The following is a 12,708-nucleotide window of genomic DNA, read 5'->3' as shown; positions in this document are numbered from 1 at the left end:
GGGCCACTTTCCCCGGCGGCCACGGTCGGCCACAAGCCACGGTCAGCCATACGCCGCGGGTCAGCTACAGGTGGTCCCGTCCGCCGGCACGGTGCCGTCCAGCAGGTAGGCGTCCACCGTCTGCTTGAGGCAGGGGTTGCCGGTGTTGTAGCCGCCGTGGCCCTCGCCCTGGAGGGTGACGTTGACGCCGACGCCGGGGCCGAGCTGCCGGGCCATCACCTGGGCGCCCTCCACCGGGGTGGCCGGGTCGCCGGTGGTGCCGACCACCAGGATCGGGGCGGCGCCGGGCGCCGAGACGTCGGGGTGGTCGGCCTTACCCGCCACCGGCCAGCCGGTGCAGGAGGTCAGGCCCCACGCGGTGAAGGCGCCGAACACCGGCGAGGCGGTCCGGAACTGCGGCAGCTGCTGCTGGACGTCCTGGTCCGAGTAGCGCGGCCGGTCGTCCACGCAGCTGATCGCCCGGTTGGCGGCGTTCAGGTTGCTGTAGTGGCCCTGCGCGTCGCGCCCGTTGAGCGCGTCGGCGAGCTGGAGCAGCGTGTTCCCGGTGCCCTGCTGCATCGCCTCGGTCAGCCCGGCGGCCAGCGCCGGCCAGGTCTCCTGGCTGTACAGCGCACCGGCGATGCCGGTGACGGCCTGCGTCTCGGTGAGCGGGCGGCCGCTGTCGGTGGGCAGCGGGGACTGCTCCAGCTGTTGCAGCAGGGCGGTGATCCGCGCGGTGCCCTCGGCGCCGCCGCTGCCGGTGGGGCAGGCGGCGGCGGCCTGGGTGGCACAGGCCTTCATGAAGTCGTCGAGGGCGAGCTGGAAGCCCTGCGCCTGGCCGAGCGCCGACTGCTGCGGGTCCTTGGTCGGGTCGACCACGGAGTCCAGCACGAGCCGGCCGACCTGCTGCGGGAACAGGTGCGCGTAGACGCCGCCGAGCTCGGTGCCGTAGCTGATGCCGAAGTAGGACAGCTTCTGGTCGCCGAGCACCTGCCGCATCAGGTCCATGTCCCGGGCGGCGCTCTCGGTGTCGACGAACGGCAGCACCGGGCCGGAGTTGTGCTCGCAAGCCGCGGTGAACTGCGCGGTGCTCTCGTCCAGCGCCTTCACCTGGGCCGGGTTCTCCGGCGTGCCGTCGACGTTCGCGCTGGCGTCCATCGCCCGGTCGTCCAGGCAGGTCACCGCGGCGCTGGCGCCGACCCCGCGCGGGTCGAAACCCACCAGGTCGTAGCGGGTGTTGAGGGAGGCGTAGGTCGCGCCGAGCGCGGGCAGGGTGGCGACGCCGGAGGCGCCCGGGCCGCCGAAGTTGAACAGCAGCGAGCCGATCCGGTGCGCCTGGTCGGTGGCCGGGCTGCGGATCAGCGCGAGGTCGATGGTCCGGCCGTCCGGCTCGGTGTGGTCGAGCGGGGCCTTGAGGGTGGCGCACTGCCAGTTCCCGGCGGGCGCCGTACCGCCGCCCTGCGCGGTGGTGGGGGCCGCACAGGCGTGCCAGTCCAGGTGCTGGGCGGCGAGCCCGGCGGCCCCGGAGGCCGCGGCCGTCGACGTCGCCGCGGCCGCCGAGGTCGGCGCGGGCTCGGCGGCGGGCCCGCTCTCCCCCTGGCAGCCGGTGCCGGAGGCCAGCAGCAGCGCGGCCAGGCCGAGTACGCCGGCGCCGCGGACGACGGTGTGCATGGTGCGGTCCACCTCTCGGAATGCCGGTCGTCCCGGCGCACAACAGGACGGCGCACGCCCCGGCGCCCGTCACGGTCAACGCACCGCCGACCCTAGGCGCGGCCCGGCGCCCACGCCCGCCGAAACCCCCCACCAGGGGGCGCGCGCCACCTCCCCTGCCACCCGCCACCCGGGTGAGGAACGGTGAGGCCTCCCGTCGGAGGCTTGCCCTCCGCACCCCCTCGCGATTTAATAAATGAACAGTCATTTATGAATAGGAGGACGCCATGGCAGGACGCCCCCGAGGCGTCGAGGACGCCGTGCTGCTGCGGCACACCGCCGAGGTGATGGGGCGGCTCGGGCCCGGCGGGTTGACACTCGCGGCGGTCGCGCGGGAGGCGGGGGTGGTGCCCGCGACGCTGGTGCAGCGGTTCGGCTCCAAACGCGGGCTGCTGCTGGCGCTGGCCCGGTCGTCCGCGCAGGAGGCGGACGACCGGTACGAGCGGCTGCGCACCGCGCACTCCTCACCGCTGGCCGCGCTGCTCGCCCTCGCCGACGAGGCGGCCGCGCCGATGGCCACCCCGGCGCGCTTCGCCAACCACCTGGCCTTCCTCGGCCTGGACCTCACCGACCCGGAGCTGCACGAGCACGCCCTGTCCGTGCACCGGGCCCAGCACCGGGCGTTCACCCGGCTGCTGGACGCCGCCCGGGAACAGGGCGAGCTCCGCCCCGGCACCGACCCGGCGCGGCTGGCGCGTTCGCTCCAGGCCGTCCTCGCCGGGACCGGTCTGACCTGGGCCCTCGACCGTGAGGGCACCCTGGCGGACCGGCTGCGCACCGAACTCACCGACCTGCTGGCCGGACACCTCGCCCGCCCTACGCCCCTGGAGGACGCATGAACGCCACCGACCACAAGCCGCTCACCGGCAAGGTCGCCCTGGTCGCGGGCGGCACCCGCGGCGGCGGCCGTGGCATCGCCGTCGAACTCGGCGCCGCCGGCGCCACCGTGTACGTCACCGGCCGCAGCAGCACCGCGGACGGCGGCGCCACCGGGCTGGACCGGCCGGAGACCATCGAGGAGACCGCCGAGCGGATCACCGCCGCCGGCGGCACCGCGATCCCGGTCCGCACCGACCACAGCCGGCCCGAGGAGGTCCGGGCCCTGGTGGAGCGGATCGCCGCCGACCAGGACGGCCGGCTGGACGTGCTGGTCAACTGCGTGTGGGGCGGCGACTCGCTGACCGACTGGGAGCACCCGCTCTGGGAGCAGGACCTCGACACCGGCCTGCGGCTGCTCCGCCAGGCCGTCGAGACGCACGTGATCACCAGCCGGTACGCGCTGCCGCTGATGGTCGCCCGGCGCAGCGGCCTGGTGGTGGAGGTCACCGACGGCAACACCGCGCGCTACCGGGGCTCGTTCTTCTACGACCTCGCCAAGTCCACCGTGATCCGGCTGGCCTTCGCCCAGGCCGAGGAGCTCCGGCCGCACGAGGTCGCCGCCGTCGCCCTCACCCCGGGCTTCCTCCGCTCGGAGGCGGTGCTGGAGCATTTCGGCGTCACCGAGGAGAACTGGCGCGAGGCCGCCGCGAAGGACGCCGACTTCGCGCACTCGGAGAGCCCCGCCTACCTCGGCCGGGCCGTCGTCGCCCTGGCCGCCGACCCGGAGGTGATGGCCAGGAGCGGCCGGGCCCTGGCCACCTGGGGCCTGTACGAGGAGTACGGCTTCACCGACGCGGACGGCTCGCAGCCCGACTTCGCGGCGCACTGGGCCGAGGCCCTGGTCGACGCCCACGGCCCGCTCGGCGACCCGCTCTGACCTGCCCGGACCCGCGCCACCCCGACGGGGCGGGGCATCAGGCGGGGCCCAGCCCCGGCGTGCCCCGCACCGCGTAGGCGGGCAACGGCAGCCCGTCCAGGGCGGCCCTGGGCAGGGTGAGCCCGAACCGCCGCCCGACCGCGCCGAGGGTGCGCCGGCGCCCGACCGCGGTCGGCTCGCCCGGCGGCCCGCAGCGGGTCTCGCCGTCGGCCTCCAGGACACGGGCGGCGATCAGCTCGGGCAGCAGCAGATCGGGCTCCCGGCCCCAGCGCCAGCGCTCCTCGACCAGCCCGAACCCGCACAGCACGTCGCCGTCGTGCGCGTAGTCCAGCATCGCCGGCGGGTCGTCCGGGTTCGGACGGAAGTGGACGACCTCGACGCCCGCACGGGAGATCTCGGTCAGCCGCTCGTCACCGGTGGAGTCGCCGTACTCGATCGCGAAGGACCAGCCGCCGCACTCGCCGACCCGGACCACGCCGTCGCCCTCGCCACCCGGCCGGTACACCTCGATGTCCAGCCCGGCGACCGCCCGGCCGCTGATCGGCGGGGTGCCCGCCGAAGGGTCGGCCCCCATCCGCCGGGCGAGCTCCACCGGGGGTATCCCGCGCGCGAACACCACGCCGCCGACCTCGTACGAGATCCCGGCGAGCCAGCCGATCCCGTCACCGGGCCCGTCGACCCCCGCGACCTCACCGCCGCCACCACCCATGACACCCCTCCCCTCCACCCGACCCACCCCGGCCGGGCCCACCAGTGCGCACCATAACGGACGCCACTGACAGGAAGGCCGGAGCCACCGAACCCGCCCCCGCCGGAGGCCGGCCCGCACGGCCGGGGAGTTGAACGGCCGTCAGTCAACCGCCGGCAGCTCGCGGTAGAGCCGGGTCCGGAAGACCCCGGAGAGCCCGGCGGTCACCGTCGCGGCGACCGCCAGCCACCCGGCGCCGCCCACCATGGCGAGCGCCCCGAGGACCCGGTCGACCGCGGTGAAGCCCAGGCCGAACACCACCACCGAGGGAACGAGCGACAGCACGACGGGCAACGCGATCCGGAACGAACTGCGGGTGATCCCCGCACCGTGGGAGTCCGGGGCGGCCCGGGGCTGAACGCCGGGCCACCCCGGTCCGTACCTCCCGACGGGGGCGCGGGGCCGACCGGCTCCGGGCACGTCCCCGACCGAGGAGGCGAGGCGCGATGCTCCGCGCCGCAGCCACCGGATTGCTCACCGGCCTGCTCTGCCTGGGCGGCTCCGCCGTCGCGTTCGCGGACCCGGTACCAGGCCCGCCGGGACCGCCGAACCAGAGCTGCCAGGACGTCCTGACAGCCGGCGGCCAGACACCGGGACACACCAGTTCCTCCCCGGGCTCCCCGTTCGACGAGCCCGGCTTCGGCAGCCAGCCCGACGGCGGCAAGGGCGGCCAGGCGTACGAGAAGGCGAACGCGCCGTCCCAGTACGACGTGGCCTGCTTCCAGCAGCTCGTCCACCAGTGAACCCGCGGCCGCGCGGGCCCGCCCCGGACCCGTGCGGCCGTCCCCCGATTCGCCGGCGGCAACGTCGGCAGCGGCCCGGAAGGGCCGAATCCCGATCTTGATGGCGTCACCCGTCCGGCGGATCATGGAACACGTCAACCGGCCGGGCGGCAACGCCCGGGCCGATCCCGTCATACCCGTACGGAGTCGCCACCGTGTCCACCCCCCTGCGCGTGAAGGCCTTCGACCACCTGGTCCTCAACGTGTCCGACGTCGAGCGCTCGCTGGCCTTCTACCTCGACCTCCTCGGCCTGGAGCCGGTCCGCGTCGAGGAGTGGCGGGCCGGGAAGGTCCCGTTCCCCTCGGTCCGGATCACCCCGGAGACCATCATCGACCTGACCAGCCGCCCGCGCGGCGAGTCCAACGTCGACCACATATGCCTCACCGTGGAGCCGCTGGACTGGGACGAGGTCATCGCCTCCGGCGTCTTCACCGTCCTGGAGGGGCCGGTCGACCGCTACGGCGCCCGGGGCGACGCGACCTCGGTCTACGTGCAGGACCCGGACGGCAACACGGTCGAGCTCCGCTGGTACCCCGAGGACGCGGACGCCAGCTGAGGCGAGCCTGAGGGGGGCCGCCGGCGGCCACCGGCAACCCGCGGCACCCCCGGCATTGCTTGACATACTCAACCTTTGCGGCCTACCGTCGAAATACTTGAGGCGATAAACCATCCATGCCCTCAAGTCACCCGGAAGGACCGCGAGACCCTCATGACCCCCACCCCCGCCGTGGTCGCCCGCGTGCGCGCCGCCTTCGACACCGGCCGGACCAAGCCGCTCGCCTGGCGCCAGGCCCAGCTGGCGGCCCTGCGCGCCCTGCTCACCGAGCAGACCGAGGCGCTGTTGCAGGCCCTCCACGCCGACCTGGGCAAGAGCACCACCGAGGCCTACCGCACCGAGATCGGCTTCACGCTCAACGAGCTCGACCACACCGTGGCCCACCTGGAGCAGTGGCTCCGGCCGAAGCCTGCCGGCGTGCCCGAGGTCTTCCGGCCGGCCGAGGCCCGGGTGGTGCGCGACCCGCTCGGCGTGGTGCTGATCATCGCGCCGTGGAACTACCCGCTCCAGCTCGCGCTCGCCCCGCTGGTCGGCGCGCTGGCCGCCGGGAACGCGGCCGTGCTCAAGCCCAGCGAGCTCGCCCCGGCCACCTCCGACGCCCTCGCCCGGCTGATCCCCGAGTACCTCGACCCGGAGGCCGTCGCGGTGGTCCAGGGAGCCGTCCCGGAGACCACCGCGCTGCTGGAGGAGCGCTTCGACCACATCTTCTACACCGGCAACGGTGCGGTCGGCCGGATCGTCATGGCCGCCGCCGCCCGGTACCTGACCCCGGTCACCCTCGAACTCGGTGGCAAGAGCCCCGTCGTGGTCGAGCCCGGCGTCGACCTGGCCGTCACCGCCCAGCGGATCGCCCGGGGCAAGTTCCTCAACGCCGGCCAGACCTGCGTCGCCCCGGACTACGTCCTCGCCGTCGGCGACACCGCGAAGCAGCTGGAGGCCCACCTCGCCGACGCCGTCCGTGAGTTGTACGGCGAGGACCCGTCGGCCAGCCCCGAGTACGGACGGATCGTCAACGAGCGCCACTTCGACCGGCTCACCGCGCTGCTCGGCGACGGACGGACCGTCACCGGCGGCGCCCACGACCGGGCCGGCCGCTACCTCGCCCCGACCGTCCTCGCCGACGTCTCCCCCGAGGCGCCCGTGATGCGCGCGGAGATCTTCGGACCGATCCTGCCGGTCCTCGCCGTGCCCGACCTGGACGCGGCGATCGCCTTCATCAACGAGCGCGACAAGCCGCTCGCCCTCTACGCCTTCACCGAGTCGGCGGACACCAAGCGGCGACTGGTCGAGGAGACCTCCTCCGGCGCGCTCACCTTCGGCCTGCCGGTCTCCCACCTGGCCATGCCCGAGCTGCCGTTCGGCGGTGTGGGCGAGAGCGGCATGGGCCGGTACCACGGCGAGTACTCCATCGAGACGTTCAGCCACGCCAAGGCCGTCGTCGACAAGCCGCTGACCTGACCGCCGGCCCCCGGTACCGACCCCACCGATCGCAGGAGTGAGCACCCGCATGACCACCATCGACCACGGCGCCGCCGTCGCCGCGGAGACCGAGCGCTTCGTCGCCGTCCTGCGCGACGCCGACCTGTCCACCCCGGTGCCCAGCTGCCCGGGCTGGACGCTGACCGACCTCACCCGCCACGCCGGCAGCGTGCAGCGCTGGTTCACCGTGCTGCTCCGGCAGCGGATCCAGCAGCCGCCCCGCAGCCGCGAGGTCGACCTCCGGCTGCCCGAGCAGACGGCCGACTACCCCGGCTGGCTCGCCCAGGCGGCGGCCGAGGCCGGCACGGCCTTCGCGGAGACCGACCTCGACGCGCCGATGTGGGCCTGGGGCGTGGACCAGCACGCCCGGTTCTGGGTGCGGCGAATGCTGTTCGAGACCCTGGTGCACCGGGTCGACGCGGAGCTGGCGCTCGGGCGCACCCCGGAGCTCGACCCGGTGCTGGCCGCCGACGGCGTGACCGAGTTCCTGGTCAACCTGCCGCACGCGGCGGTCTTCGCCCCGAAGACCGCCGAACTGCGCGGCACGGACCGGACCATCCGCTTCACCGCCACCGACGGGGGCGGCGACTGGCTGGTCCGGCTGCGGCCGGACGGCTTCGGGCTGGTGGACGGGGGCGAATCCGCCGACGCCGAGATCCGGGGCGGCGCCGCCGAGCTGCTGCTGCTCCTCTACGGGCGGCTCGACCGCACCGCCGCCGGGCTCGACGTCCGCGGGGACGACGGACTGCTCACCCACTGGTTCGCCAACTCCGCCTTCTGACAAGGCCGTTCGCGACGGATGGGCCAGCCGGCCCACCCGTTCGCGACGGGCCGGAGGCACTCAGTCGACCCGGCCCGTCGCCACCTCGGCGGTCTGGCGGAGGTAGCGCTCGACCGAGCGGGCCAGCACCTCGTTGCCGTCCGCGGCGACGATCCGGTGCCACCAGCCGCCGTAGATCCGCTCGAAGCGGTACCGGCCGAGCAGCTCGGCGGCGGCGCGGACGGCCTGCGGGCGTTCCGGGACGTGGTTGGCGAAGCTGTGCATCATGCTCACCCAGCGGCCGTCCGGACCGACGTTGACGACGTCGCCGGTGAACAGCGCGCCCTGGCCGGCCGACCAGTGCAGCACGGCGCTGCCGGGGAAGTGGACGCCGGGGTTGATCAGCGTCAGCTCGTCGGTCAGCCGGTGGGTCCGGCCGGACCAGAACCGCAGCGAGCGGTCCGGCCGACCGACCCACGACCGGTCGGCCTCGTGCAGGTGGACCGGGGCGTCGAAGGCGTGCGCCCAGTCCACCATGGCGGCGTAGAAGTGCGGGTGACTGACCGCGATCATCGCGATGCCGCCGAGCTCCTCGACCGCCCGGACCATCGCCTCGTCCAGGTAGGGGACGCAGTCCCAGAGCACGTTCCCGGCGGAGGTGCGCAGCAGCAGCGCCCGCTGCCCGATGGCGACGGCGGGCTCGCAGCCGACGCCCAGCACGTCCGGGCCCTGCTCCTCGAACCGCCCGGTGCGGCCCTCGGCGCGCAGCTCGGCGAGGCTGGTCCACTGCTGGCCGTCCCGCCCGACGTACTGGCGCTCGTCCAGGCAGATCGGGCAGTCGGGCCGGGCGGCCGCGTACTGCGTGCCGCAGGCGCGGCAGACCGGGAGCCGGTCGGCCGGGGTCGGGTCCTCAGGCACCCGCTCCCCCGGCCAGGTCGGTGAGGGCGTGCGGGCGGCTCGGCCGCCAGCCGAGCTCGGCGACGGTGCGGCGGGCCGAGACCACCTGGTGCAGGGCCAGCGCCTCGGCGAACGGGGCGCCCAGGGTCTCGGCGGCCAGCTCGACCGCCCACGGCTCGGCCCGGCCCGGACCGCCCGCCACGACGTCCGCCACCGCCGCGAGCGCGGCCACCGGCACGTCCTCGTGCGCCACGCCGTGCAGCACGCCGCCGGCCGGGCCCTTGGCCAGCGCCAGCGCGTACAGCTCGGCCAGGTCGGCCACGTGCACCATCGGCCAGCGGGTGCCGGCCGCGCCGACGTAGCGGCCGACGCCGTCAGACTTGGCCCAGCCGAGCATCAGGGACGGTATGCCGCCGCCCTGGCCGTAGACGATGCCCGGGCGCAGCACGATCGCGCGGACCCCGTCGGCGGCCGCGGCGAGCACCCGCTGCTCGATCCGCGGGCGGTAGCCGACGATGGCGATCGGGTCGGTGGCGGTGTCCTCGTCGACGGGCGCGTCGCCGGTGCGACCGAGCACCCAGACGCCGCTGGTGTAGACGAAGGCCCGCCCGGTGCCGCGCAGCGGCTCCAGCAGGGCGTCCACGGCGGCGGCGTCGACGGCCTCGTCCCCGGTCGGGGGCGCGATGTCGAGGACGGCGTCGATGTCGTCGGTGACGGCGGCGCGCAGCGAGTCCGGGTCGGTCAGGTCACCGACCCGCACCGGCACCTCCGGCCCGAGCCGGTCGGCGCTCTTGACCAGCAGGGTGACGTCGTGGCCGTCGAGGGTGAGCTGGTGGACGACGACGGAGCCGATGTAGCCGGTGCCGCCCAGGACGAGGATCTTCACGGGTGTTCCCCTTCGGTGATTCGTCGTGCGAGTCGTGCGAGTCGCGCGAGTCGCGCGAGTCGCGCGAGTCGCGCGATGGGCCAACCGTAGGAGTGGGCAGGGGTGCTGCGGATCCGTCAGATGACCGGGGTCCCGGTCGTCCGGCTACCTGGTTCGCACCCCCCGGCCCCCGTACTACCCGGCCCCCGTGCTACCCGTCCCCCAGGTCCAGGCCGCCGAGCGCGGCACGCGAGGTGACGCCGAGCTTCGGGTAGGCGTTCGACAGGTGGTAGCCGACGGTGCGCGGGCTGATGAAGAGCCGGGCGCCGATGTCGCGGTTGCTCATGCCGGTCGCGGCGAGCCGGACGGCCTGGAGCTCCTGGGCGGTGAGGCGGCCCGCGAGGCCCTCGCCGGCCGGTGCGGGGGCCGGGCCGGCGCCGACCGCCCGCAGTTCGCCGCGGGCCCGTTCCGCCCAGGCCCGGGCCCGCATCCGTTCGAAGGCCAGCAGCGCCGTGGTCAGCTGCTCGCGCGCCGCCGCGCGCTGCCTGCGGCGGCGCAGCCACTCGCCGTACAGCAGCCGGGTACGGGCCTGCTCGAACGGCCGTCCGTCGCCGTGGTGGGCGGCGAGCGCGGCGTCGTAGAGCGCCTGGGCGTCGTCGCCGGGGGCGAGCAGGGCGCGGCAGCGCAGTTCGACGGCCCGGGCCCAGGGCGGCCGGACGGCCTGCGACCAGTGCGCGAAGTGCTCGTACACCGGGGCGGCCTCGGCGGTGCGGCCGAGCCGGGCGGCGGCCTCGATCTGGTCGGGCAGGCTGTGCCGGGCGACCACGATGTGCCGGTGCGGGCCGCCGGCCACCTCGGCGAAGCGGTGCAGCGCGGGCTCGTACCGGCCCTCGGCGAGGTCGAGCAGCCCGTGCGCCCAGGCGTACCAGGTCGGGCTCGGCGGGACGTCGAGGGCGGGGTCCGGGTCACCGGGGCGGTGGCAGCCCTCCCGGTCGCCGTCGAGGGCGGCGAGCATCGCCAGCAGGCCGCGGAGCATCGCGACGAACTGCCGCTGCCCGGTGTCGCGGGCGATCTCCAGGCCCTCCACGGCGGTGGCGTGGGCGTCGTGGTGGCGGCCGAGGAAGAGCCGGCAGCGGGCGAGCCGGAGCAGCACCCGTGGGAGCACGCCGACGGCGCCCTGTTCGCGGCACTCCTGCTCCAGCTCGACGGCCTGGGCGTAGACGCCCTGGTACTCGCCGAGCAGCAGGTCCCAGCCCTGGAGGTTGACGTGGTCGGCGAGGCTGCGCTGCTCGCGGGTGTCGGCCACGTGCCCGGCGAACTCGCGCAGGGCGGTGGCGCCCCGGGTCAGGTCGCCGGTGGCGATGCCGAGCAGTCCGGTGGCGCCGTGCTGGAGCGGGCTGGCGCCGAAGTCCAGGTCGGCGACCCGGGCGAGGGTGTCCACGGCCGCGCCGGCCGGGTCGGGGGTGTCCCAGGCCATGGTGGCGGCCTCGAAGAACAGCCGGGCGCCGACGCCGGGGCAGCGCCCGGTCACCTCGTGCGCCGCCTCGACCAGTAGCAGGCGCGCCGCCTCGGGCCGGCCGCGGCCGTGTTCGAGGCCGGCCCGGATCGTCGCCAGTCGGGCGAGGTTCTCCGGACGGCCGCCCGGCCCGGCCGAGTTGGCGAGCGCGGCGGCGTGTTCGAGCTGTCCGGCGTCGCTGGCGGCGGCGGCCGCGGCGGCCATCCGGCGGGCCCGGGTGTCGGGGTCGGCGGTCAGCTGGGCGGCGCGCCGGTAGGCGGCGGCGACCGCCGACCGGCCGCCCCGGGAGCGGAACAGTTCGGCACTGCGCTCCAGTTCGGCGGCGACCTGCTCGTCGTGGCCGAGGGTGGCGGCGGCGAGGTGCCAGGCCCGGCGGCCGACGTCACCGCCGGCCGGGAGGGCGTCGGCGAGGGCGCGGTGGGCGGCCGTCCGGTCGGTCAGCGCGGCCCCCTGGTAGGCGGCGGCGCGCGCCAGCGGGTGGCGGAAGAGCAGGTGGTGGCCGGTGAGCCGGATCAGGGCGGCCGTCTCGGCGGGTTCCAGGTCGGCGGCGGCGGCGCCGAGCCGCCGGGCGGCGGCGAGGACGAGGGCGACGTCCCCGGTGTCGTCGGCGGCCGCGACGGTGAGCAGCGCGCGGGTCGGGGCGGGCAGGGCGCGGACCCGCTCGTCGAAGATCCGCTGGACCCGCCAGGAGGCCGGCATGACGGCGATCTCCCGGTCGTCGACCGGCTCGCTGCCGTCCCGCTGGGCGGCGGTGAGGGCGCCGACGAGTTCGACCAGGGCGAGCGGGTTGCCCTGGGCGAGGGCCAGCAGCCGGCCGGCCACGGCGGTGTGCAGGCCGGGCGCGTGGTCGGCGAGCAGCGCGGCGCCGGCCTCGGGGTCGAGCGGGCCGAGGCGCAGTTCGGGCAGGCAGCCGCCGCCGAAGACGGCGGCGGGGCCGGCCGCGCCGTCGCGGGCGGCGAACACCATGGCGACCCGGCCGACGCCGAGCCGGCGGGCGGCGAACAGCAGGGTGTCGGCGGTCTCCTGGTCGAGCCACTGGGCGTCGTCGACCAGGACCACCACCGGCTGCTCCTCGGCGAGTTCACCGAGCAGGCCGATCACGGCCGCGCCGACCAGGAAGCGGTCCCCGGCCGGGGCGTCGGCCAGGTCCACGGCGCCGCGCAGGGCGTGCCGCTGCCGGGCCGGGAGCCGGTCGGCCGGTCCGAGCGCTCCGCGCAGCAGCACCTGCAAACCGGCGTACGGCAGCGCGGCCTCGGACTCGACCCCGGCGCAGCGCAGCACCACGGCCGGGCCGGCCGCGGCGGCCAGCTCCGTCAGCAGCTCGGTCTTGCCGGCGCCCGCCTCGCCACGGATCACCACGGCTCCACCGCGGCGGTCCCGGGCCTGTGCCAACAGCTGCCGCAGGGAGTCCAGTTCGGGTTGGCGCCCCCTCAACATCGCTTCCCCTGGGCGGTGTTGCCGACCGCCGTCTCGTCGGGCCGGCGCGGCGGACTGGCGGTCACGACTGCTCCTCGTTCGGGCCGGAGCGGGTCGAGACGGTCCGGCGGCGGGCACGGGCCCACTCCGGGGACACGCGTTCGAACCGGACCGAGGTCCGACAATACCCAAGTCGGCGGGCGCGGCCCGGTGGATCCGACCAAGTAGCGGGGCCTGAAGCCG

At 75.7% G+C, this 12,708-nt stretch carries 12 protein-coding genes; 6 read left to right on the top strand and 6 right to left on the bottom strand.

Annotation, left to right across the window (positions count from 1 at the left end; translation table 11 throughout):
- Positions 1-60 precede the first annotated feature (60 nt).
- A complete protein-coding gene (locus ABTY15_RS19360; RefSeq protein ID WP_350592242.1) occupies positions 61-1,650 on the bottom strand; it encodes an alpha/beta hydrolase in 1,590 nt (529 codons plus the stop codon).
- Between the two features lie 266 nt (positions 1,651-1,916).
- Between ABTY15_RS19360 and ABTY15_RS19355 the strand changes: the two genes are divergently transcribed.
- Together ABTY15_RS19355 and ABTY15_RS19350 are read left to right on the top strand one after the other, a co-directional pair.
- Positions 1,917-2,528 carry a TetR/AcrR family transcriptional regulator gene (locus ABTY15_RS19355; RefSeq protein WP_350592235.1) on the top strand — a complete coding sequence of 204 codons (612 nt, stop codon included), beginning with the start codon at positions 1,917-1,919 and terminating at the stop codon, positions 2,526-2,528.
- Positions 2,525-3,445, top strand: a complete 921-nt coding sequence (locus ABTY15_RS19350) for an SDR family oxidoreductase (RefSeq protein WP_350592226.1) — start codon at positions 2,525-2,527, stop codon at positions 3,443-3,445. Before ABTY15_RS19355 ends, ABTY15_RS19350 begins: the two co-directional genes overlap by 4 nt.
- Before the next feature lie 37 nt (positions 3,446-3,482).
- On the opposite strand, the gene ABTY15_RS19345 is transcribed toward ABTY15_RS19350, so the two are convergent.
- Together ABTY15_RS19345 and ABTY15_RS19340 are read right to left on the bottom strand one after the other, a co-directional pair.
- Positions 3,483-4,154 carry a DUF6461 domain-containing protein gene (locus ABTY15_RS19345; RefSeq protein WP_350592222.1) on the bottom strand — a complete coding sequence of 224 codons (672 nt, stop codon included), beginning with the start codon at positions 4,152-4,154 and terminating at the stop codon, positions 3,483-3,485.
- Between the two features lie 141 nt (positions 4,155-4,295).
- Positions 4,296-4,478, bottom strand: a complete 183-nt coding sequence (locus ABTY15_RS19340) for a hypothetical protein (RefSeq protein ID WP_350592220.1) — start codon at positions 4,476-4,478, stop codon at positions 4,296-4,298.
- 161 nt (positions 4,479-4,639) lie between these two features.
- Between ABTY15_RS19340 and ABTY15_RS19335 the strand changes: the two genes are divergently transcribed.
- The 4 genes from ABTY15_RS19335 (at position 4,640) to ABTY15_RS19320 (ending at position 7,792) form a co-directional block, all read left to right on the top strand.
- Positions 4,640-4,936 (top strand): hypothetical protein, encoded by a 297-nt coding sequence (locus ABTY15_RS19335; protein WP_350592217.1) that lies wholly within the window; start codon positions 4,640-4,642, stop codon positions 4,934-4,936.
- A gap of 206 nt (positions 4,937-5,142) precedes the next feature.
- Positions 5,143-5,532: a VOC family protein gene (locus ABTY15_RS19330; RefSeq protein ID WP_350592607.1), complete on the top strand. Its 390-nt coding sequence runs from the start codon at positions 5,143-5,145 to the stop codon at positions 5,530-5,532.
- Positions 5,533-5,685: 153 nt separating this feature from the next.
- Positions 5,686-6,990 carry an aldehyde dehydrogenase family protein gene (locus ABTY15_RS19325; protein WP_350592214.1) on the top strand — a complete coding sequence of 435 codons (1,305 nt, stop codon included), beginning with the start codon at positions 5,686-5,688 and terminating at the stop codon, positions 6,988-6,990.
- Positions 6,991-7,039: 49 nt separating this feature from the next.
- Positions 7,040-7,792 (top strand): maleylpyruvate isomerase family mycothiol-dependent enzyme, encoded by a 753-nt coding sequence (locus tag ABTY15_RS19320; RefSeq protein ID WP_350592210.1) that lies wholly within the window; start codon positions 7,040-7,042, stop codon positions 7,790-7,792.
- Between the two features lie 60 nt (positions 7,793-7,852).
- Here the strand turns inward: ABTY15_RS19320 and ABTY15_RS19315 are convergent, their stop codons facing one another.
- From ABTY15_RS19315 to ABTY15_RS19305, 3 genes are all read right to left on the bottom strand, one after another.
- Positions 7,853-8,689 carry an MBL fold metallo-hydrolase gene (locus ABTY15_RS19315; protein ID WP_350592205.1) on the bottom strand — a complete coding sequence of 279 codons (837 nt, stop codon included), beginning with the start codon at positions 8,687-8,689 and terminating at the stop codon, positions 7,853-7,855.
- Positions 8,682-9,554: an NAD-dependent epimerase/dehydratase family protein gene (locus ABTY15_RS19310; protein ID WP_350592199.1), complete on the bottom strand. Its 873-nt coding sequence runs from the start codon at positions 9,552-9,554 to the stop codon at positions 8,682-8,684. Before ABTY15_RS19310 ends, ABTY15_RS19315 begins: the two co-directional genes overlap by 8 nt.
- A gap of 190 nt (positions 9,555-9,744) precedes the next feature.
- Positions 9,745-12,486, bottom strand: coding sequence for a helix-turn-helix transcriptional regulator (locus tag ABTY15_RS19305; RefSeq protein WP_350592195.1), 2,742 nt, complete (start codon positions 12,484-12,486; stop codon positions 9,745-9,747).
- Between the last annotated feature and the right edge of the window lie 222 nt (positions 12,487-12,708).

It is taken from the genome of Kitasatospora sp. NPDC097643 (assembly GCF_040302625.1).
Lineage (GTDB): Bacteria > Actinomycetota > Actinomycetes > Streptomycetales > Streptomycetaceae > Kitasatospora.
This window is presented reverse-complemented; position numbering and strand designations above follow the sequence as displayed.